Origin of the sequence: Nocardioides sp. LML1-1-1.1 (genome assembly GCF_040676175.1) — a bacterium.
Lineage (GTDB): Bacteria > Actinomycetota > Actinomycetes > Propionibacteriales > Nocardioidaceae > Nocardioides.
In genome coordinates, this window is sequence record NZ_JBEGHK010000001.1 from 526703 (window position 1) to 547539 (window position 20837).

22 protein-coding genes are annotated in these 20837 nt (G+C 72.8%); 13 read left to right on the top strand and 9 right to left on the bottom strand.

The features are described 5' to 3' along the window. Positions 1-13 precede the first annotated feature (13 nt). The 4 genes from MRBLML1_RS02600 to MRBLML1_RS02615 all read left to right on the top strand — a co-directional run bounded on the left by MRBLML1_RS02600 (position 14) and on the right by MRBLML1_RS02615 (position 2162). Complete coding sequence (locus MRBLML1_RS02600) at positions 14-322, top strand: hypothetical protein (protein ID WP_364510952.1); 309 nt, start codon at positions 14-16, stop codon at positions 320-322. A 28-nt stretch (positions 323-350) separates the two neighbouring features. Beyond that, the gene (locus tag MRBLML1_RS02605; protein WP_364510955.1) at positions 351-755 is read left to right on the top strand and encodes a secondary thiamine-phosphate synthase enzyme YjbQ; all 405 of its coding nucleotides are present in this window, start codon (positions 351-353) and stop codon (positions 753-755) included. Between the two features lie 70 nt (positions 756-825). After that, positions 826-1161: a PadR family transcriptional regulator gene (locus MRBLML1_RS02610; RefSeq protein WP_364510958.1), complete on the top strand. Its 336-nt coding sequence runs from the start codon at positions 826-828 to the stop codon at positions 1159-1161. Continuing rightward, positions 1158-2162, top strand: coding sequence for a hypothetical protein (locus tag MRBLML1_RS02615; protein WP_364510960.1), 1005 nt, complete (start codon positions 1158-1160; stop codon positions 2160-2162). The genes MRBLML1_RS02610 and MRBLML1_RS02615 overlap by 4 nt, the downstream gene beginning before the upstream one ends. Here MRBLML1_RS02615 and MRBLML1_RS02620 read toward each other — a convergent pair. Beyond that, positions 2143-3030, bottom strand: coding sequence for an SGNH/GDSL hydrolase family protein (locus MRBLML1_RS02620; protein WP_364510963.1), 888 nt, complete (start codon positions 3028-3030; stop codon positions 2143-2145). The two genes, MRBLML1_RS02615 and MRBLML1_RS02620, sit on opposite strands and share 20 nt — an antisense overlap. Then, on the bottom strand, positions 3027-4217 hold the full coding sequence (locus MRBLML1_RS02625) for a PucR family transcriptional regulator (protein ID WP_364510966.1): 1191 nt from the start codon (positions 4215-4217) through the stop codon (positions 3027-3029). Before MRBLML1_RS02625 ends, MRBLML1_RS02620 begins: the two co-directional genes overlap by 4 nt. 85 nt (positions 4218-4302) lie before the next feature. Here MRBLML1_RS02625 and MRBLML1_RS02630 point away from each other — a divergent pair, with 85 nt between their 5' ends. The 4 genes from MRBLML1_RS02630 to MRBLML1_RS02645 all read left to right on the top strand — a co-directional run bounded on the left by MRBLML1_RS02630 (position 4303) and on the right by MRBLML1_RS02645 (position 7961). Then, entirely contained in the window at positions 4303-5436 is a 1134-nt protein-coding gene (locus MRBLML1_RS02630) for a ferredoxin reductase (RefSeq protein WP_364510969.1), read from the top strand. A 32-nt stretch (positions 5437-5468) separates the two neighbouring features. Then, positions 5469-6707 carry a fatty acid desaturase family protein gene (locus MRBLML1_RS02635; RefSeq protein ID WP_364510972.1) on the top strand — a complete coding sequence of 413 codons (1239 nt, stop codon included), beginning with the start codon at positions 5469-5471 and terminating at the stop codon, positions 6705-6707. Between the two features lie 39 nt (positions 6708-6746). Continuing rightward, on the top strand, positions 6747-7541 hold the full coding sequence (locus MRBLML1_RS02640; RefSeq protein WP_364510975.1) for a crotonase/enoyl-CoA hydratase family protein: 795 nt from the start codon (positions 6747-6749) through the stop codon (positions 7539-7541). A 276-nt stretch (positions 7542-7817) separates the two neighbouring features. Continuing rightward, a complete protein-coding gene (locus tag MRBLML1_RS02645) occupies positions 7818-7961 on the top strand; it encodes a hypothetical protein (protein ID WP_364510978.1) in 144 nt (47 codons plus the stop codon). Between the two features lie 3 nt (positions 7962-7964). On the opposite strand, the gene MRBLML1_RS02650 is transcribed toward MRBLML1_RS02645, so the two are convergent. The 4 genes from MRBLML1_RS02650 to MRBLML1_RS02665 form a co-directional block, all read right to left on the bottom strand. Then, positions 7965-9689 carry a hypothetical protein gene (locus tag MRBLML1_RS02650; protein WP_364510981.1) on the bottom strand — a complete coding sequence of 575 codons (1725 nt, stop codon included), beginning with the start codon at positions 9687-9689 and terminating at the stop codon, positions 7965-7967. Between the two features lie 138 nt (positions 9690-9827). Then, positions 9828-10757: an oxidoreductase gene (locus tag MRBLML1_RS02655; protein WP_364510984.1), complete on the bottom strand. Its 930-nt coding sequence runs from the start codon at positions 10755-10757 to the stop codon at positions 9828-9830. An 8-nt stretch (positions 10758-10765) separates the two neighbouring features. Next, a complete protein-coding gene (locus MRBLML1_RS02660; protein WP_364510987.1) occupies positions 10766-11581 on the bottom strand; it encodes a maleylpyruvate isomerase family mycothiol-dependent enzyme in 816 nt (271 codons plus the stop codon). A gap of 10 nt (positions 11582-11591) precedes the next feature. Next, the gene (locus MRBLML1_RS02665; RefSeq protein ID WP_364510990.1) at positions 11592-12371 is read right to left on the bottom strand and encodes an SRPBCC domain-containing protein; all 780 of its coding nucleotides are present in this window, start codon (positions 12369-12371) and stop codon (positions 11592-11594) included. A 52-nt stretch (positions 12372-12423) separates the two neighbouring features. Between MRBLML1_RS02665 and MRBLML1_RS02670 the strand changes: the two genes are divergently transcribed. Next, positions 12424-12888, top strand: coding sequence for an SRPBCC family protein (locus MRBLML1_RS02670; RefSeq protein ID WP_364510993.1), 465 nt, complete (start codon positions 12424-12426; stop codon positions 12886-12888). A gap of 69 nt (positions 12889-12957) precedes the next feature. On the opposite strand, the gene MRBLML1_RS02675 is transcribed toward MRBLML1_RS02670, so the two are convergent. After that, positions 12958-14823 (bottom strand): acyl-CoA dehydrogenase, encoded by a 1866-nt coding sequence (locus tag MRBLML1_RS02675; protein ID WP_364510996.1) that lies wholly within the window; start codon positions 14821-14823, stop codon positions 12958-12960. 194 nt (positions 14824-15017) lie between these two features. On the opposite strand from MRBLML1_RS02675, the gene MRBLML1_RS02680 reads away from it, so the two are divergent. Both MRBLML1_RS02680 and MRBLML1_RS02685 read left to right on the top strand, forming a co-directional pair. Continuing rightward, positions 15018-15476, top strand: a complete 459-nt coding sequence (locus MRBLML1_RS02680) for an RrF2 family transcriptional regulator (protein ID WP_364510999.1) — start codon at positions 15018-15020, stop codon at positions 15474-15476. 256 nt (positions 15477-15732) lie between these two features. Further along, positions 15733-18345 carry a hypothetical protein gene (locus MRBLML1_RS02685; RefSeq protein WP_364511002.1) on the top strand — a complete coding sequence of 871 codons (2613 nt, stop codon included), beginning with the start codon at positions 15733-15735 and terminating at the stop codon, positions 18343-18345. A 17-nt stretch (positions 18346-18362) separates the two neighbouring features. Here MRBLML1_RS02685 and MRBLML1_RS02690 read toward each other — a convergent pair whose 3' ends face one another. Next, the gene (locus MRBLML1_RS02690) at positions 18363-19031 is read right to left on the bottom strand and encodes a hypothetical protein (RefSeq protein WP_364511005.1); all 669 of its coding nucleotides are present in this window, start codon (positions 19029-19031) and stop codon (positions 18363-18365) included. A gap of 117 nt (positions 19032-19148) precedes the next feature. Here MRBLML1_RS02690 and MRBLML1_RS02695 point away from each other — a divergent pair, with 117 nt between their 5' ends. Both MRBLML1_RS02695 and MRBLML1_RS02700 read left to right on the top strand, forming a co-directional pair. Next, positions 19149-19601 (top strand): nuclear transport factor 2 family protein, encoded by a 453-nt coding sequence (locus MRBLML1_RS02695; protein WP_364511008.1) that lies wholly within the window; start codon positions 19149-19151, stop codon positions 19599-19601. An 83-nt stretch (positions 19602-19684) separates the two neighbouring features. Next, positions 19685-20173, top strand: coding sequence for an FBP domain-containing protein (locus tag MRBLML1_RS02700; protein WP_364511011.1), 489 nt, complete (start codon positions 19685-19687; stop codon positions 20171-20173). A 7-nt stretch (positions 20174-20180) separates the two neighbouring features. Here the strand turns inward: MRBLML1_RS02700 and MRBLML1_RS02705 are convergent, their stop codons facing one another. Beyond that, complete coding sequence (locus MRBLML1_RS02705) at positions 20181-20810, bottom strand: DUF2461 domain-containing protein (protein WP_364511013.1); 630 nt, start codon at positions 20808-20810, stop codon at positions 20181-20183. Positions 20811-20837: the final 27 nt, after the last annotated feature.

Below are 20837 nucleotides of genomic sequence, written 5' to 3' on the forward strand. Positions count from 1 at the left end.
CGCGAGCGGGTCCGTGGCGGAGCCCGAGCACACCCCCGACGGCCGGTACGTCGTCGTCGACGGGCGTCGCTGGCGCGCCACGGACCCCGCGATCCCCGAGGAGCGGCGGGCCGAGCTGACCCGCGTCCTGATGGCCTGGCGCCGCGACGTGCGGCGCACGAAGGGCACCCCCGAGGAGGACCGCTCCCGTGCCGGCGTGCAGGCCGCGAAGGTCGCTCTCGGCGAGCGCGGGCAGCCGCCCTGGTGGGACCAGACCGACGCCGAGCGCCGCGTGCGGTGGGAGGCCGACGTACCGGTGCCGGAGGGCTTCGACCCCCGGTGACCTCAGGCGGCAGTGCCACGATGGCCGGATGGACAGCGAGACCCGCACCTACCGCACCGGCGACCGCGAGGTCGTCCTCGACCTGACCCACGACGCCGCCGCCTGGGTGGAGGGACGCGGGGACGGGCTGCTGCACGTCTTCGTCCCGCACGCCACGGCCGGGCTGGCGATCATCGAGACCGGCGCGGGCAGCGACGACGACCTGCTCGCCGCGCTCGGCGACCTGCTCCCCGCCGACGACCGCTGGCGGCACCGCCACGGCAGCCGGGGGCACGGGCGCTCGCACGTGATGCCGGCCCTCGTGCCGCCGTACGCCACGGTGCCGGTGCTCGACGGCCGGCTCGCGCTGGGCACCTGGCAGAGCATCTGCCTGGTCGACCTGAACGTCGACAACGCCGAGCGCGAGGTGCGCCTCAGCTTCCTGCCGGGCTGAGCGCCGGTCGCGCCACGCCGCGCACTTCGCCGTCGCACACTATTACGCCAGCCGTAGTAGTGTGCGACGCATGGACACCACGCAGCTCCTCCGCGGCGTGCTCGACGTCGCCGTGCTGGCGGTCGTCGAGCGCGAGGACGGCTACGGCTACGACGTGCTGCGCCGCCTGCGCACGGGCGGCCTGACCGAGGTGGGCGACGCCTCGGTCTACGGCACGCTGCGCCGGCTCTACGCGGCCGGCGCCCTCACGTCGTACGTCGTGCCGTCGGACGAGGGCCCCCACCGCAAGTACTACGGGATCACCCCCGCCGGGCGTGAGCAGCTCGCGCTCCAGGCCAAGGAGTGGACCTCCTTCGCCGACACCGTCACCTCCCTGCTTCCCCGCTCGACAGGAGCCACGTCATGACCGAGGACGACACCCTCGTCCTGCGCCCGGAGGTGGTCGCCTTCGTGGAGGAGGTACGCCGCCACCTGGCCGACCTCGACGACGAGACCCGCGACGACCTGCTCGACGGGCTCGACGCCGACCTTGCCGAGCAGCTCGCCGACGGCGCCGACCTCGGCGACCCGGCGGGCTACGCCGCGGAGCTGCGCTCGGCCGCCGGCCTGCCGGAGCCCCGCCGCCGGCGCAGGAGCATCCGGGTCGCCCCGGCCGAGCTGCTCGACGACGCCCGCGCCCGCTTCCTCGCCGTGGCCGAGTCCCCGCGCTTCCGGCCCGCCTGGGAGCTGCTCGTCACGCTGCGCCCCGTCTGGTGGGTCGCCCGGGCGTGGGTCGCGGTGACCGCGCTCGACGTCGCCGTCGGGCCGTACGAGTACATCAGCGTGGTCCCGACCCTCGCCGTCCCCGGCCTCGGGCCGCTCGCGCTGGTCGCGGCGATCGTGGTCAGCACGCTGATCGGCCTCGGCCGGCTCTGGCCCGCGTCCCTCCGGGCCTCCCAGCGACGCTACGCCGTGCTGGCCCTCAACACCGCCGCCGTGGTGACGCCGCTCTTCCTCAGCATCCCGGTGCCGGCCTACCTCGGCTACGACCACTACGACCCGGAGTACTACGGATCCGCGGGGGAGGACTACTACCAGCGCGGGCTGTTCGCCGACGGCGACCCGGTCATCAACATCTTCGCCTACGACGCGGCCGGCAAGCCGATCCCGCAGGTCCAGCTCGTCGACCAGGACGGCCGGCCGCTGTCGGTCCGGCTCCGCGACGCGGCGGTCTACGACGACGACAGCGAGGGGCTCCGCGTCCCGTGCCCGGCCCGCAACGGCGGCGCCGCGGTGACCAACGCCTTCCCGTTCGCCTACGTCCGGACGAGCATCGAGGGCCGCTGCACCGCCGCGCTGGCAGCCCGCTCCGTGCCGCCGACGCCGCCGCTGGCGTCGCTGCCGCCGATCACGCTCCCGGGCCGCTGACGGTCTCCTCGACCAGGTCCGCGACGGCCTGCTGCTCCTCCGCGTAGGGGTGGTAGGCCGTCGCGTTGCGTGTCGGCCGCACCCCCGCGATCCACGGCTCCTCGCCACAGATGTCGTGGCCCTCGGTGGCGGTCCACACGTCGACGTACTCCGCCCCGGCCTCGGCGGCGGCATCGCGCTGGGCCTCCACGAACTGCTCGATCACGCCCCGGCCGAAGGGGTAGTCACCGGCGCCGAGCGGCAGCTCCGGGCAGGTGCCGGTGGCGGGGATGATCTGTGGGTAGCCGACCACCACGACCCGCGCCTTCGGCGCGCGCTCGAGGATCTCGCCGACGATCTCCACGATCGAGGCACCGACCTCGTCGAAGATCTTGGGCAGCACGTCGGGGTTCTGCTGAGCCAGGTCGGAGCACGGCGCGCCGGTCGGGTTGCCCACCGCGAGCTGGGCGCAGGTGATGACGAGGCTGCCGTAGACCTCGCCGTTGTTCGCGCCGATGCTCAGCGTGACGAGGTCGGTCGTCTTGGTCACCGCGTCCAGCTGTGGCCGGACGGAGTCGCCACCCGCCTGCTGGCGGGTGGTCATGTTCTCCGTCTTCGCCCCGCCACAGCTCGCGTCGGTGAGCTCCAGGTCGAGCGCGGCGGCGAGCAGGTGCGGGTAGTTGCCGTCGGTCTGCAGGCAGCCGGCCGGTCCCGTCGGCGCGCCGACCCCGGGGGCGGAGGTGTAGGAGTCGCCGAGCGCGACGTAGGTGTCGCCGGCCTCGACCGGGCGCTTGTTGCCGCTCGCGTCCGGCTTGTCGTCGCTGGTGCAGGCGGCCAGCGCCAGGACCAGGGCGCAACCGGCCGCCATCCGCGCGTGCCACGCGCTCATCCGGGACTCTCCTCCACACCGAGGGCAAGGGTCAGGGCGAGCACGCTATCGGGGTCCTCCAAGCGCTCGCCGTACAGCTCGCGGAGCTGGGTCATCCGGTAGCGGATCGTCTGCGGGTGCACGAAGAGCGCGGCCGCCACCTCGTCGCGCCGGCCCTGGTGGAGCAGCCAGGCCCGCAGGGTCTCCCGGAGCTTGGCGGCGGCGGCCGGGCGCAGCTGCGCCAGCGGCGCGAGGACGACGGCCCGCAGGTCCGCCAGCGCCTGCGGGTCGGCGGTGAGCACCAGCCGGGGCAGGTGCAGCTCGGTGTCGCCGGTGACGCCGAGCGCCTGCGCGCGCAGCGCCCGGTCGTACGACGCGCGCACGTCGAGCCACGGACGCGCGGGCCCGACCAGCGCGTCCCGGTCGCGCACCGTGCGCAGCAGCGTCGCGCGGCGGCGGTCGTGGGCGTCGGGGACCATCAGCAACGCCGACCCGTCGAGCTCGGGCAGGTCGGTGGTGACGAGGGTGCCGCGGCGCAGCACCCGCAGCAGCGTGCCGGCCTGCGACTCGGGGACGATGACGGCGGTGAGCGTGCTCGGCGGTGACCACTCGGCGCGCTCCGCAGAGGCGAGCACGGTCGCCTCGGGCGCACCGGTGAGCAGGTGACGGGCCAGCCGTTCGACCATCCGCTGCCGCAGGCGGCCCTCGGTCGCGGACTCGTCGCGGTGGCCGGCGACGCTGGCGGCGGAGAGCTCGTCGATGTAGGCGAAGACGAGCTCGGCGAAGGAGGCCATCGTCGCCGGGTCGATGCCCTGCTCGACGGCCTTGGTGGACAGGTGGCGCCAGGAGACCTGCGCGCCGATCCGGTACGCCGACAGGAGCGCGTCCGCCGTACGCCCGCTGCGGACCTCGCCGCGGCCGAGCTGGTAGGCACCGTCCACCGCCGAGGCCCGGGGTGCGAGCGCGTCCGGGCCCCGCCGGTCGCTGATCAGGGAGAGGAAGCCGCCGAGGGCGACCTGCACGGCGCCGCGGATGGTCTCGCCCATCGGGCCGCTGAAGGCGTCCTCGTAGGCCGGCACCTCCTCGATGATCCGGCTGACGACGTCGTCGGCCACCACCGCGAGGTCGGTCCGGATCGCGGCGACCGTCTCCGGCGGGAGCAGCACGCTCTCGCCGGGCCGGGAGCGGCGCAGCACGCGTCGAGGCATTTTCACTCCTGCCGAACAAAAGGAGTCGGAAGATTCACCGACTGTGGTCATGAGTTTAGCGGGCGATGTTGGGAGTCTGGTTGTCGTGAGCACGACCACCGCCTCCCCCCGGACGGCCGCCCGCACCGGGCGCCTGACCTCCGGGCTGCGCAGCCTCCTCGACGCGGCGGTCACCCCGCTGACCGTCGACGACCTCCTCGACCACTTCGCGCCGCTGCGCGGGGCGGCGACCGGCCTGCAGGGCCGCATCGTCGCGGTCGAGTCCGAGACCGCCGACGCCGCGACCATCGTCGTCAAGCCGGGCCGCGACTGGGCCGGGCACATCCCCGGCCAGTACGTCCGGGTCGGCGTCGACGTCGACGGCACGCGCCTGTGGCGCACCTACTCGCTGACCCACGGACCGCGCCCCGACGGCCGGATCTCGATCACCGTCAAGGCGATCCCCGGCGGCGCCGTCTCGCAGCACCTGGTCCGCACCGCGCGGCCCGGCCAGCTGCTGCAGCTCGCCCAGGCCGAGGGCGACTTCGTGCTGACCCCGCCGCAGGCCGGCGCCCGGCAGAAGCTCCTGCTCGTCACCGCCGGCTCCGGGATCACCCCCGTCATCGGGATGCTGCGCAACCTCTACTCCCGCAACGAGGACGACGCCCGCGCGGCCTACGACATCGTGCTGGTGCACTCCGCGATGTCGCGCGACGAGGTCATCTTCGGCGCCGAGCTGCGCGCGCACGCCCAGGCCGGACGCCTGCGGCTGATCGAGCGGCACACCGACACCGACGGCCTGCTGACGACCGACGACCTCGAGGCCGAGGTGCCCGACCTGGCCGAGCGCACGGCCTACGCCTGCGGTCCGGCGGGCCTGCTCGACACCTTGGAGGCGTTCTACGACGAGCGCCGGCTCACCCTGCACACCGAGCGCTTCCGCCCGGTCGCCATGGCCGTCGAGGCCGAGGGCGGCACGGTCACCTTCTCCGGCACCACCGTCGAGGCCGACGGTGCCACCCCGATCCTCGACGCCGCCGAGTCGGCCGGCGTCCTCATGCCCAGCGGCTGCCGGATGGGCATCTGCATGGGCTGCGTGCTGCCCCTGAAGTCCGGTGCCGTGCGCGACCTGCGCAACGGCGAGCTCACCGTCGCCGTCCCCGGCGAGACGCACCCGGACGGCGTACGGATCCAGACCTGCGTCAGCGCCGCCGCCGGCGACTGCCACATCGACCACTGAGCCCCACCCGCTCCCCCGACGAAAGGCTGACGATGACCACGATCACGCACAAGCCGCAGAACCCGATCGCCCACCTGAGCCCCGAGCAGATCGAGGCGCTCGGTGCCGAGCTCGACGCGATCCGCCAGGAGGTCATCGACACCCGCGGCGAGCGCGACGCGGCGTACATCCGCAAGGTCGTCGACGTCCAGCGCAAGCTGGAGCTCGGCAGCCGCGCCGTGCTGCTGGCCAGCATCTTCCCGCCCGCCTGGCTGCTCGGCACCGCGGGCCTGAGCGTGGCGAAGATCCTCGAGAACATGGAGATCGGCCACAACGTCATGCACGGCCAGTGGGACTGGATGCGTGACCCGAAGATCCACTCGACGACCTGGGAGTGGGACAACGCCACCCCGTCGGAGGCCTGGAAGCACTCGCACAACCAGGTCCACCACACCCACACCAACATCGTGGGCAAGGACAACGACCTCGGCTACGGCATCATGCGCGTCGACGAGGAGCAGCGGTGGTACCCGCTCTACCTCGCCCAGCCGCTGTGGAACTTCATCAACGCCTGCTTCTTCGAGTACGGCATCGCGGCGTACGACCTCGAGCTCGGCCGCAACCTGTCGAAGCCGAAGGACAAGCGCCCCGAGTCGTTCCGCCAGGGCGTGAAGGACACGCTGACCAAGATCCGCAAGCAGGCCACCAAGGACTACGTCGTCAACCCGGCGCTCGCGATCCCGACCGGCTCGTTCCTGCCGGCTCTCGCGGCCAACTTCACCGCCAACCTGGTGCGCAACCTGTGGTCGCACTCGGTCATCATGTGCGGCCACTTCCCCGAGGGCGTGGAGACCTTCGAGCTGAACGCGATCCCGGAGAAGGAGACGCGCGGGGAGTGGTACCTGCGCCAGATGCTCGGCTCCGCGAACTTCTCGGGCTCCAAGGCGATGCACATCATGAGCGGCAACCTCTCCCACCAGATCGAGCACCACCTCTTCCCCGACCTGCCGAGCAACCGCTACGCCGAGGTCGCGCCGAAGGTCCGGGCGGTGTTCGAGAAGTACGAGCTGACCTACCTCACCCGCCCGTTCGTCCCGCAGGTCGCGAGCGCCTGGCACAAGGTGGTCCGCCTGTCCTTCCCCAACGGCTGGCTGGAGACGACCACCCCGAAGAACCTGCCGTCGCAGCTGGTGGCGCTCTACAAGATCACCACCGCCGACAAGCGCAAGCGCCGGGTGATGCTCAAGCTGCTGGAGCGCAAGGCGAAGCAGGAGTACGCCGAGGCGGCCTGAGGCCTCCCGGAGTCGGTTACTCACGGGTAGCATGAGCCCATGAGCAACGTCTCCTGCACGATCACCGACGGCATCGCCCACGTCCGGCTGGACCGTCCGGACAAGCTCAACGCGCTGACCCTCGACCTGCTCGACGAGCTGGTCGCGACCGCCGGCCGGCTGCGCCGCGACAAGACGCTGCGCGCCGTCGTCGTCAGCGGCGAGGGCGACGCCTTCTGCGCGGGTCTCGACTTCGCCTCGGTGATGCGCAACCCGGCGGGCCTCGCCAAGGCGTTCGTGCCGCGGCCCCTGCGGGGCACGAACACCTTCCAGGAGGCGCCCTGGGCGTTCCGCCGGATCCCGGTGCCGGTCATCGCCGCCGTGCACGGCCACTGCCTCGGCGGCGGGCTGCAGATCGCGCTCGCCGCGGACTTCCGGATCGCCACCCCCGACTCCCGCTGGTCGGTGCTCGAGGGCAAGTGGGGCCTGATCCCCGACATGTCCGGCATCCAGGCCCTCAAGGAGCTCGTCGGCATCGACCAGGCCAAGCTGCTCACCATGACCGCGGAGGTCTTCGACGGCAGCCGCGCCCACGAGCTCGGCCTCGTCACCCGGCTCGACAACGACCCGCTCAGCGGCGCACTGCGCCTGGCCAACGAGATCAGCCGCAAGTCGCCCGACGCCGTGGCCGCCGCCAAGCGGCTGTTCAACGACACCTGGAGCGCCTCGCCGCGCCGTACCTTCGCCCGGGAGCGGATCGAGCAGGCCCACCTGCTGGTCGCCCGCAACACGAAGGCCGCCCGGGAGGCGGCGTTCAAGAAGGCCGAGGCGGTCTACGGCCCGCGCGGTCGCTGAAAGCCGCTCGCCGGCGACGGGGCGCGCGCCCTATCCTGGTGCTCTCGCCCCACCCCTGGGGCGGACGGGCTACGGCAGGTTCCGATCCTGCGTGGCGACCGTGATCCGTGAACAGTGGTCCGACCACATCGGCAGGGGTTGTTCGGGTGGCCCGGCCGGGCCGGGCCGCCCGTCCTTTCGGACCCCCTTCGCAGAGATCTCTTCGAAGATGTCGTATCCAGCCGATCTCCTTCGTGGTCCTAGTAGAGAGCCGACGAAGCCGAAGGAGACAGGGCGATGTGGAACGACACCTCCCACCAGCAGCACCTCAGCCACGACCTGCCGTGCCCGGCGTGCGGGCACGCGGCGCACACCTACCTGGCGTGCAGCGACAGCTGCGACTGCCGGCCCACGGTGATGCCGGGGTCGTACGCCGCCTGACGCTCAGGCGCGCCGCGCACCCACCGGTACGACGAGCGCGACGAGCGCCACCCAGGTGGCGACCGAGTGCAGCAGCCAGTGCGCGGGCAGCGCGAGCGCGTCGAGCGCCGCCAGCCAGCCGCGCCGGCGGAACAGCGCCACGCCGGCGACGAGCACGGCCATCCCGAGCACGATGACGGCCTCGCCGATGCCCAGCCACGCGACCCGCTCGGCGAGCGAGCCGCCCTCGCCCTGGCTGCGGGCAGCCGCGAGGAGCGCCCCGACGACGGCGACCGGGTAGGCCAGGAACATCGCGAGGGTCATCAGCCGCCGCGCCACCTCCTCGGGCGGGAGCCCGCTGGACAGCGCGTCGCGCACCTCGCGCACGCTGGCCCGGGCCCGCGCGTCGGTCCAGCGGACCAGGCCGGGGTCGACGGGACGCACCGAGATCGAGTCCAGGTGCTCCACCCTCGGGCCGCCGGGCGGCAGGGTCCGGGTGGCGAGGGCGAAACCGCCGTGGCGGCGCAGCAGCCGCATGTTGAAGTGCACCGACTTCACCGCGAACCGGTGGCCGTGGTCGCCGCTGAGCCGGCCGAGGTCGAGGGCGTCGTCGATCTCGGTCATCCGGGCGAAGTGCGAGCGCCCGTCGCCGTCGGCACGACGGTCCGCACGCAGCCCGACGAGCGGCGCCGGCGCCTGGCCGAGCGGGCTGTCCAGGCCGGCGGCGAGGTCGGCGTCGAAGGCGCTGACGGCGCGGCGCAGCTGGTCGGCGGCGGGCTTCTCGTCGGGGGCGTACGCGACGACGTACCGGCCGCGGGCGAGGGTGAGGCCGTGGTCGAGGGCGAGCACCGGCTCGGCGTGCTCCTCCGCCGGCAGCCGGGCGACCCGCACCCACTCCGGCGGCGCGACCTCCCGTACGCCGTCGAGGGTGGCCCGGTCGTCGTCGGCGACGAGCAGCACGGCATCCAGCCGCGCGCTCGGGTAGTCGTAGCCGCGCAGGGTCTCCAGGGCGCGGCGGACCGCCCGCTCGCCGCCGGTGATCCGCATCAGCACCGTGTAGACCGGCAGCTCGGCGTCGTCGAGCCGCGGCGGCCGGTCGGCCTCCGCGACCGGCGGGGCGAGCGCGGACAGGCCGGAGACGGCCTGCAGCGCCGCGCCCGCCAGGAACACCACGGAGGCGACCAGCACACTGACCGCCAGCAGCCACAGCGGTACGACGAACCCCGCGCCCAGCGCGGCCAGTCCCAGCACCAGCACGGCGACGTAGTGGGCCGGCCGGATGCCGGTGGCCCGCGGACGCCGGGCGGCGGGCTCCCGCGGCCCGCGGGCGCGGCGGACCATGAGCGCGACGGCGTCCAGGTCCCGCTGGGTGCAGGCGACGAGCTCGATCGCGCGGCCGGGGTACTGCTCCTCGACCTCGGTGACCAGCTCCTCGCCGGGACGCACCGAGGTCGCCACCACGACACCGTCGCCGGTCAGCTCGCACGCGATCCAGCCCAGCTCGACGGCCGTCTCCGGGTCGAGCTCGGCGAGCAGCTCGGGCGCGGGCGGATCGGCGACGAGGTCACGCGGGGTCAGCTCCCAGTGCTCGGCGAGCGCGGCGTAGAACTCCGAGCGGGTGAGGTAGCCGGCGTCGACGAGGTGCTGGCCGACGTACCCACCGACGGTCCGCTGGCGCTCCAGCGCCCACGCCAGCTGGGCAGGCTCGACCCGGCCCGTCGCCACCAAGCGCGCACCGATGGGTCCCACACACCCTCGCTCCCCGCACCCCCCAACAGGTGCGTTCTCCCCGGTTCCCCTCGTTCGAGGGTAGGGCGGCGAGGACGGGTCGCCCACCGGAACGCGACAACCTTTGCCGAGACCGTTCCCACATGAGGGAACCTCAGGTCAGGGGTAGCGCAGGTCCACGGTCTCCTCGGAGATCTCCCACAGCGCCCTCGCCGCGGTCTCGTCCTGGCCGAGCTTGCTGCGCCCGACCCGGCGCGGGGCGCCGGACATCTGCTGGAAGCCGCTGGGACCGACGAAGGTGTTGCCGGCCAGGTCGCCGCTGGCCGCCCACAGCGTGGGCCAGGCGCCCTCGGCCGCCGACTGCGAGACCGCTCGCACGCCGGCGTCGAGGATCGAGGCGATGCCGCCGGAGGAGCGGCCGTACTGGCCGTTGGCCGCCAGGTGCGTGCCCGCGAAGCCGGGGTGGGCGGCGAGCGCCCGCACCGGCAGGTCCTTGTCCCGCAGGCGTCGGTCCAGCTCGCTGGTGAAGTAGAGGTTGGCGAGCTTGGACTGCCCGTAGACGCGCCACTTGCTGTAGCGCCCGTGCTGCTCGCGCGGGTCGCCGAGCGGGGGCTTGCCGGCGAGGTTGTGGAACATCGACGACACCGTCACCACCCGCCCGTCCTCGCTCGCCACCAGCTGGGGCAGCAGCAGCCCGGTCAGCAGGAACGGCCCGAAGTGGTTGGTCGCCATCTGCAGCTCGAGCCCGTCGGCCGTGCGGGAGTACGACGTGCCCATCACCCCGGCGTTGTTGACCAGCACGTCGATCGGCCCGATCTGGCGGGCCGCGGTGGCCGCCGAGCGCACCGACGCGAGGCTCGCCAGGTCCAGGTGCAGCGCCTCGAGCGCTGCCTCCGGCACCTCCGCCCGGATCGCGGCGACGGTCTCCTCCACCTTGGCCGGGGTCCGGCCGGCGAGCACCACCCGGGCGCCGCGGCGGGCCAGCTCGAGCGCGGTGTGGTGGCCCAGCCCGCCGAGGGTCGGGCCGGTGATCAGCACCGTCCGGCCGGTCTGGTCGGGCAGGTCGGCGATGTTCCACTTCTCAGACATCGAGGCTCCTACGGGGTGGTGGCGAGCCGGTCGAGGATGCGCCCGCCCAGCTCCTGGTCGCCCGAGATCGTGACAGCGCCCTCCGCCGCGGGGCGGCGGCCGCCGGCGAGGACGATGAAGGACTCCCGGTCCATGCGCAGGCCGACGGTGGGCTCCGCGGGCACCTCGCCCAGCCGGCGGGCACGGCCGTCCTCGCCGATCTCGACCGCGACCGGGTCGCTGCCGTCGACGGCGAGCACGGCCGTCGTACCGGCGGGTGGGGCGACGCGCTTGCCGACGACGTAGCCGAAGCCCTCGGACAGGTAGTCGGCCGTGTGCCACGCCCCGGGCGAGTCCAGGCCGCCGGGACGGCCGACCGCGCGGCGGACGTCCTGCTCGTGCATCCACACGTCCAGCGGGCGGTTGCGCAGCAGGGTGCGGGTGCTCCAGCCGATCATCCCGAAGATCCCGGGTGCCGGGGCGTCGGGGTCGGCCGGCGGCTCGGCGTCCAGCGCCGCCTTCCGCTCGCCGGTGCGCTCGCGGATCTCGGCGATGATCGCGGCCGGCTCGTGGTCGCGGCGGGTCAGCACGCCGATCTCGGTGAACTGCCCCATCGGACCGGTGATGTGGTCCGCCGGGCCGACGTCGGCCTGTTCGTCGGGACCACCGGCGAGCAGCGACTCCAGGTGCGCCGTGTGCGACGCGACGGCCTTGACGTCCCAGCCGGCGAGGTCGGTGGGCCGCGCCCAGTCGTCCGGGCCGAGCTCCTCCAGCAGGGCGAGGAGGTCCTGCACGGAGGACCACCAGGCGTCGACGTACCGGTTCAGCAGCTCGCCCTCGCTCACCTCGCCGATGCTAGCGAAGCATCCTCGCGAGCGCGGCCAATGTCTGCTCCCAGCCCAGCCGTACGCCGCCCGCCACCGCCGCACCCTCGGGACCGATCCCAGAGACCCGGAGCGTGAGGTGCACCCGGGTGCCTCCGTCGCGCTCGGTCAGCAGCACCTCCTGCACGAGGCGGAACACGGGAGCCCCGTCCGCGTCGAGCGGCGACAGCTCGACCTCCAGACGACGCAGCGGCTCGACCGCCCGCGCCGTCCCGGCAGCGCGGTGCAACGCCCCGTCACCCTCGCGCAGCACGATCTCCCACCGCCCGCCGACCCAGGGCTCGACGACTGCCTCGGCGACCTCGAAGTGCTCCGGCGCGCACCAGCGTCGTACGACAGCAGGCTCGGTCCACGCCCGCCAGGTCTCCGCCGGCGAGGCGGGCACGTCGACGTCCAGCTCGATCGTGCGTTCGGTCTCCCCCGCCGCGATCTGCTCCTCCTCGGCGGCGATCGCGCGCTCGTACTGCTCCAGCGCACTGTCCGCCGGATCGGCCACGGCGACGGCAGCGAGCCAGTCCGCGAGTCCGCGCAGTCGGGACCGGTCGAGGGCAGCCACCCGTCGTCGGCCGAGCGGGTGCACGGTCACCACACCGACCGCCTCGAGCGCCTGCACGTGCCGGGTGACCTGCGGCTGCGGGGCGCCGGTGCGTTCCACGAGCTCGCCGATGGTCCGCGGCGCGGCGGCGAGCAGCCGCACGATCTCGAACCGGGTCGGCTCCGCCAGGGCCGCCAGCATCCGCTGTTCCTCCACCAGCGCATCCTCTCAGGATTGACATATGCGTTTCAACACATATGATTGTGCCATGACGACACTCACCCGACAGATCCCGACCACCCCCGAGCACGTCTGGGAGCTGTGGACCACGGCCGCCGGCATCGCGCGCTGGTGGGCCCCCGACGGCTTCCGCACCGACGTGACCCGGATCGACGTCCGCGAGGGCGGCGAGCTGGACTACACGATGACCGCGGTCGATCCCGCGCAGGTCGCCTTCATGGAGGAGCACGGCCTGCCGCTGACCACGACCTCGCACAAACGCTTCACCGAGGTGGCCGCGCCGGCGCGGATCGACTACCTCTCGCTGATCGACTTCGTACCGGGCGTCGAGCCCTACGACCACCTGACCACCGTCGAGCTGACCGCGACCGACGGCGGCACCCTGGTCACGATGACGATGGACGACCTGCACGACGCCGAGTGGACCGGCCGTCTCGTCGCGGGCCGCGAGAACGAGCTCGACAACCTGCTCGCCCTCGCCTCCGGAGCATGAGCGGACGAGAGAACGACGACGGCCGCCCCGGAGAACCGGGACGGCCGTCGTACGGGAACGTTCAGCGGATCAGAACGCCGCCTCGTCGAGCTCCATCAGGTCCAGGCCGGTGGCCTGGGCGATCTTGAGCTCGGCCGCCACGCGCGGCAGGTTGAGCTGGGCGAACCACTGGGCCGCGGCGACCTTGCCCTCGTAGAAGGCCTTGTCGTTGCCGGCGTCGCCGCCGAGCTTCTCCAGCGCGACCTCGGCGCCGCGCAGCAGCAGCCAGGCGCACACGACGTCGCCGAGCGCCATCAGCAGGCGGGTGGTGTTGAGGCCGACCTTGTAGATGTTCTTGATCTCGTCCTGGGCGGACATGAGGTCGTTGATCATCAGGCCCACGATGGCCTCGGCGTCGGCGAGCGCGGTCGCGAGGAGCTCGCGCTCGTTCTTCAGCCGGCCGTTGCCCGCCTCGGACTCCAGGAACGCCTTGATCTCGCCCGCGACGTGGCCCAGTGCCTTGCCCTGGTCCTTGACGATCTTGCGGAAGAAGAAGTCCTGGCCCTGGATCGCCGTGGTGCCCTCGTAGAGGGTGTCGATCTTGGCGTCGCGGACGTACTGCTCGATCGGGTACTCCTGCAGGAAGCCGGAGCCACCGAAGGTCTGCAGGGACTCGGTGCCGAGCAGCACCCACGAACGCTCCGAGCCGTAGCCCTTGACGATCGGCAGGAGCAGGTCGTTGACCGCCTCGGCGAGCTCGTCGCGCTCACCGGAGGCCTTGGCCAGCTGGACCTTGTCCTGCCAGGTGGCGGTGAAGACGACCAGCGAACGCATCGCCTCGGCGAAGGACTTCTGGGTCATCAGCGAGCGGCGCACGTCGGGGTGGTGCGTGATCGTCACCCGCGGGGCCGCCTTGTCGGAGGCCTGGGTGAGGTCGGCGCCCTGGACGCGCTCCTTGGCGTACTCGAGCGCGTTGAGGTAGCCGGTCGACAGCGTCGCGATGGCCTTCGAGCCGACCATCATGCGCGCGTTCTCGATGACGTCGAACATCTGGCGGATGCCGTCGTGCACCTCGCCGAGCAGCCAGCCCTGGGCAGGCTCGCCGCCGCCGACCTGCGGGTCGCCGAAGGTGAGCTCGCAGGTGTTGGACACCTTGATGCCCATCTTGTGCTCGACGTTGGTGACGTAGACGCCGTTGCGCTCGCCGGTCAGCTCACCGCTCTGGTGGTCGAAGTGGTACTTCGGGACCAGGAAGAGGCTCAGCCCCTTGGTGCCCGGGCCACCGATGCCCTCGACGCCCTTCGGGCGGGCGAGGACGAGGTGCATGATGTTCTCCTGCAGGTCCGACTCGGCGCTGGTGATGAAGCGCTTGACGCCGGAGATGTTCCAGGAGCCGTCCTCGTTCGGGGTGGCGAAGGTCTTGCCCGCACCCACGTCGGAGCCCGCGTCGGGCTCGGTGAGCACCATGGTGGCGCCCCACAGGCGCTCGACCATGATCTCGGCGATGCGCACGTCGCGCTCGACGCCGTTGGCGTTCTTGAAGACGACCGAGCCCATCGACGGGCCGGTGCAGTACATCCAGATCGGCGCCTGCGCGCCGAGCACCATCTCGCCGGTGGTCCACACCAGCGACGGCGGCGCGGTCGTGCCGCCGATCTCCTCCGGCAGGCCCAGGCCCCAGAAGCCGGACTCCATCCAGGTGTTGTAGGCCTTCTTGAAGGACTCCGGCAGCGGGGCGGTGTTGGTCTTGGGGTCGAACACCGGGGGGTTGCGGTCGGAGTCGACGTACGACGCCGCCAGGTCCTCCCGGGCGATCCGCTCGACCTCGGAGAGGATCTCGCGCGCGGTGTCGGCGTCCATCTCCTCGTAGAGGCCGGTGCCGAGGTACTCCTGCACGTTGAAGAGCTCGAAGAGGTTGAACTCGATGTCGCGCAGGTTGCTCTTGTAGTGGCTCACTGTCCCACCATTTCTAGGGGTTCGCAGAGGTGTGGTGTTGGCTGCTACTCGCCAGTAACTTCCATGATACGGGCGGTGCTAACAGCCGGCAAGCAAATGATCGGACGAATGGCTCACACCGCCTCAGCTCCTCCTTTCGGGAGTTCGACGGGTAGGTCGAGTGAATCGATCGAGCAATCTGCGACACTGACCCCATGCGCGTCTCCGCGAAGTCCGACTACGCCCTGCGCGCCCTGATCGCGATGACGGGGCGCTCCGACGGCCGTGCCGTGAGCGCCGAGGAGCTCGGCCGGCTCCAGGACATCCCGCACGGCTTCCTCCAGGCGATCCTCGCCGACCTGCGCCGGGCCGGCATCGTGATGTCCCAGCGCGGCCAGTCCGGCGGCTGGCGGATGGCCCGCGAGGCCGACACCGTCAGCGTCGCCGACGTGATCCGCGCCGTCGACGGGCCGCTCGTCTCCGTCTACGGGCTGCGCCCCGAGGCGGTCAACTACAACGAGTCCGCCGAGGTGCTGCAGCACGTGTGGATCGCCGCGCGCAGCGCCCTGCGCGAGGTGTTCGAGGACGTGTCGATCCAGCAGCTCTCCGACGGCGCGCTGCCCGAGGCCGTCACCTCGCGCACCGCCGACGAGGACGCCTGGCAGCCTCACTGAGCGCGGCTGCCGCTGTCCAGTTTCACCACCTAGGTGGTGAAACTGGGTCCGGGCACACGGAATTCGGTGTGCTCGGACCGAGTTTCGTGCGCCCAGTGCGCCGCACGGGGGGCCTCGGGACCCCCGGCCTGATTCTCGGCTGACGCCTCAGCCCGTCTTCCCGGGCGACGATCGGGCGCGCAGACGGCCGTGTGCCCCACCGGGGTACGCCGGCGCAGGACGCGCCGGAGGCCACGTTGCCAAGGAAGGTGACGCTGTGGCCCTGCGCCGTGTGCTCGTGTCGTTCGCTCTCGGGATCGCGGTCGTCGTACCGGCCGCCTTCGGGTTGTCCCAGGCGCCGGCCCACGAGCCGCGCTGCGGCACCGGCTCGTCGCTGGACTGGGTGCTGCCCGGTGCCTGCCAGCACGTGGACGAGCCGCCGGCGGGGGTCGACGTGACCGAGCCGGTCTCGACGACCGAGCTCCGCGGCCGCGACGGCGGCGGCGCGGAGGCGTACGCCGCGGCCGAGGAGCTCGGCGTACCGGCCGCCACCCAGGCCGCCGCCGCGAGCCCGGCGGTGACCTGCGACGGCGACGGGAGCAGCGGCTACCGCGTCCAGGGCATGTACGTCGTCGAGGCGGGCCGGGCGAACCGGTACGCCGCGCTCCAGGACAGCTTCCGGTTGTGGGCGGCGGGCGTGGACGACGTGGTCAACCGGTCCGCGGCGCTGACGGGTGGGGTGCGCAAGGTGCGCTTCGTGACCGACGCGGCGGGCGGGACGTGCACCGCGCGGGTCCTCAACGTCACCGTTCCCGCGGGGGCGACGAGCTCGTTCAACGCGACGATCTCCGCCGTGCAGGCGCTGGGCTACAGCGACCCGAGCCGCAAGTACCTGATGTGGACCGACGCGACCGTGCTGTGCGGCGTCGCGTCGATGTACCCCAACGACACCGACGGGCAGGGCAACCCCAACAACGGCAGCTACGCCCAGTACGCCCGCGTCGACTCCGGCTGCTGGGGCTTCGGCGACGGCGCCGCGCAGCACTCGGTGGAGGCGCACGAGGTGCTGCACACCCTCGGCGGCGTCTTCAGCACCGCGCCGCACGGCACCCGCGCGGGTCACTGCTGGGACGAGTCGGACACCATGTGCTACGCCGACGGCGGCGGGTTCGCGATGCAGCAGGTGTGCCCGGCGCAGCGGGAGTACCTGCTGGACTGCAACAACGACGACTACTTCTCGACGTACCCCGACCCGGGCGGGTGGCTCGACGGGCACTGGAACGCCGCGGACTCACGCTTCCTCATCGGCGGCGGCAACGGCAGCGGCGGCGGTACGCCGGGCGCTCCCACCGTGCTCGGCGCCAGCATCGCGGTCAACAACCCGGCCGTGCCCGGCCTGGCGACCCAGGCCTCCGTCACGCCGGTGCTGCCGAGCGGGCGGACGGTGGCGAGCGTGCTGTGGCGGTCGGCGCGGTCGGACTGCGCCTTCAGCGCACCCCAGGCGACCCAGACCGACGTGGTCTGCAACGCCTCCGCGTCGGGCTCAACGACCGTGACCGCGACGGTCACCGACTCCACCGGCGCGACCAAGGCGGTCACCAGCCCGCTGACCTTCGCGACCGGGGCGGCACGACCGATCACGATCGCGCTCGGCGCGGCCGGTCAGCGGCCCGCGGACGGCGGCACCGCGGCGGTCTGCACCGGCGCGGCCTTCCCGCTCACCGCCACCGTCCTCGACACGGCCAGCGGCCAGCCCGTCAAGGGCCTCACCGCCGCCCTCACCAAGCAGACGGCGGCGATGCTCGCGCCCGCGAGCGCCGGGGCGCCGGTCACCGCGGCGACCGGCGTGGCGACCCAGGGCCAGACGGCGACGGTCGCGACGACGTACCGCGGTCGGGTGGCGGCCACACCGCGGTACGCCGCGGCCGGGCCCGCGACCCTCGTCGCCGCGCCAGCGCGGTGCACGACCGCGCTCACGGCGGCGCTCGACGAGACCGAGGTCTGGTACGGCGACCCGGTCGTCGCCACCGGGCGCCTCACCGCGAGCGCCGGCGGCACCGCGGTGGTGCCGTCCGGCGTCAGCCTCGCCGTGCGGCTGACCACCTCCGCCGGCAAGGTCCTCTCCCTGGGGGTGGCGAAGACCGACGCCGAGGGCCGCTTCGCCCTGACGACGAAGCCGACCGCGAGCGGCACGGTGAGCGTGGTGCTGGCCGGCGGTGCGTCGTACACGGAGGTGGGTGCGGGAGCCGGGGCGATCACCGTCCGCGAGCCCGCGACCCGGGTCACCGGCGCCGTGGACAAGGAAGCCGTCGCCTACGGTCAGTCGGTCGTGGTGAGCGGCACCCTGCGCCGCGACGCCGGCGGCGCGACCTCCGCGCTGGCGAGCCGCTCGGTCGCGATCACCGTGACGCCCACCGGCGGCACGGCCGTGAAGGTCGGCGCCGCGACGACCAAGGCGGACGGCTCGTTCAGCGCGACGGTCGCCTTGAAGGCGAGCGGCACGCTCGCGGTGTCGTACGCCGGCACGACCGGCCAGCCCGCCGCCTCCGCGACGGTCGGCACGGTCACCGCCGCCACCTGGTCCACCGCGCTGAGCGCGAGCGCGTCGGCGACCCGGGTGGCCCCCGGCGGCGCGCTGACGATCACCGGCGCGCTGTCGCGGACCTACGCCGGTGCGAGCACCCCGGCCCCGGCGCTCCGGCTCAAGGTGACCTTCCGGGCGGCCGGGAGCAGCACCACGACGGTCGTCTCGTCGGTGACGACCACGGCGACCGGGGCGTTCAGCGCGAAGGTGCTGCCGAAGGCCAGCGGCACCTGGACGGTGACCCTGTCGGACACTCCGGGCTACGCACCGGCGGCGTCGAGCGGGCTCACCGTCTCGGTGGGCTGAGCCGGCCGGGGGTGGGGTCAGGCGACCTCGCCGAGCTTGCGCTTCAGCTTGCGGCGCTTGCGGTCGAGCTCCTCCAGCCGGACCTCGAGCGAGGCGTTGCGGCGGGCCAGGCGCTCCAGCTCACGCAGCGCGTCGGGCAGGGACTCGAACACCGGGGTGGCGTGCGGGACCTCGTCGAGGCGCAGGGAGGACGTGCCGAAGCCGATGAGCTTGCCGAACGCCTTCCAGACCTGCTGGCCGTCGAGCCCGTCGGTCTCCAGGACGTGTAGCCGCTCGGGCTTGCGGACCGCGGAGGTCCAGCGGGCGACGGTGTCGGCCTCGTCGTCGATGCCGGTGGTGACGACGACGTGGAGCTGGTGGCCGGCGAGGGCGTCGATGAGCAGGGCGACCTGCTCGGGCGTGGCGTTCGCGAGCAGCGACTGGCTGAAGACGAGGTCCGACCTGGACTTCTGGGCGCGGCGCACGAGACGCACCCACTGGCCCTCGACGTCGGAACGCTTCAGGCCCCAGTCCTTGTGCGAGCGGGTCATCTCCACCGCCGCGCGGAAGCTCTCCGCCGGGGTCTGCGCGATCGACGCGACGCCGAGCTCGACGAGCGCGCCGTGGTGGTGGGCGAGCGCCGGCTCGATGACGTCACCGGCACCGGGCATGCCGACGTGGATCCACGCCTTGGGCTTCTTGGCCATGCTCGCACCGTGCCAGGGGCCGGTGAGCGCTCCGTGAACCACAGGTGTCCGGCGGGCGGGCGGGGGATGTGGCGTGCTGCACTAGAACCTGTTCTAGATTCGCCCTACGCTGGCTCCATGATCACCTCCGACGCGATCGTCTGGAACGCCCCGAACGACCCGCACCCGGCGCGCGCGGCCTCCCAGCGCTCGTACTCCGCCGTCGCCAAGGGCGACCTCGCCGAGTGGCTGACGGTGTACGCCGAGGACGCCGTCCTCGAGGACCCCGTCGGCCCGTCGATGTTCGACCCCGAGGGCGCCGGACACCACGGCCACGCCGGGATCTCGGCGTTCTGGGAGAAGGCGATCGCACCGATCGGCACCTTCGAGTTCCAGATCGACGACTCCTTCGCCAACCCCGGCAGCAACACCTGTGCCAACATCGGCCGGATCAAGACCTCCTTCCCGGACGGCTCGCACACGACGACCGACCTGATCATGGTCTACGTCGTCGACGACGAGGGCCGGGTGAAGTCGATGAAGGCGTTCTGGGAGCCCGAGCGGACGATGGCGAGCTTCACCTCCGCCTGAGCCCCGGCCTGAGCCCCGGTCTGGCCCCGGCCTGCCGGGCGCTCGGCGAAAAGGAGTGGCGCGTGCTCGTAGTGTGGATAGACGTGAGCCCCCTGACCGAGCCAGAGATCCGCGCGTCCTTCGTCAACTGCTCCAAGGGCGAGGCGAAGCGCTTGAACGTCCCCCGCGGCCTGCCCGACCAGCCGTGGGCCGACCTCGACTTCCTCGGCTGGCGCGACCCGCAGTCCCGCACCCGCGGCTACTTGGTCGCGCCGTACGACGGGGGCCTGCGCGGCATCGTGCTGCGCGCCTCGGACGGCGGCGCCGGCGTGCCCCGCAAGAACCTCTGCACGATCTGCCTGACCCCGCACCCGCCCGGCGGCGTCGTGCTGCTGGTCGCGCCCCGCGCCGGCAAGGCCGGCCAGAACGGCGACTCGGTGGGGACCTACGTCTGCGCCGACCTCCAGTGCTCGCTCTACGTCCGCGGGCGCCGCAAGCCCGACACCGAGCGGCTGCCGGAGTCGCTCACGGTCGACCAGCGGATCGACCGGCTGACCACGAACCTCGCCGCGTTCCTGGGCCGGGTCGGCTAGTCGCTCCTCAGGTGGTCGCGGCCTCCAGCCAGTTGATCAGCGGGCGCAGCCGGCGCCAGTCGTCGCGGACTCGGTCGAGCAGCTCCGGGGTGTGCACGAACGGCTCGAACCCGTAGGACCGCATGCCCAGCACCGTCTTCATGCGCAGCAGCTCGATCCGCGGGTGCTCCTTGTCGTAGCCGCGGGGCACCGTCTTCAGCCGCTCCCCCGCCACCTCGAAGCCACCGCGCTCCAGGTCGCGCAGGATCCGCTGCAGGGCCTTTCCGGACTTGTCGTCGGCCATCGCCTCGCGGATCGCGGCCAGTCGCTCGCCACCCGCCTCGTAGATGCCGCCGCCCACCCGGACGCCGGGCGCGGCCACCTCGACGTACCAACCGGTGGCGGGGCCGACCCCCACGAACGCGCCCTGGTGGGTCTTGTACGGCGTCTTGTCCTTGGCGAAGCGCACGTCGCGGTAGGGCCGGAACACCTTCGCCCCGCCGAACTCCTGGGCCAGTGCGTCCGTCAGCGCGACCATCGGTGCCTTCACCTGCTCGGCGTAGACGTCCTTGTGCGCCTCCCAGAACGACTTGGTGTTGTCGACCTCGAGGTCGTCGTAGAAGTCGAGGGCAGCGACGGGGAAACCGGAGAACTCCACGTCAAGGAGGGTACGGCGGACACCGGG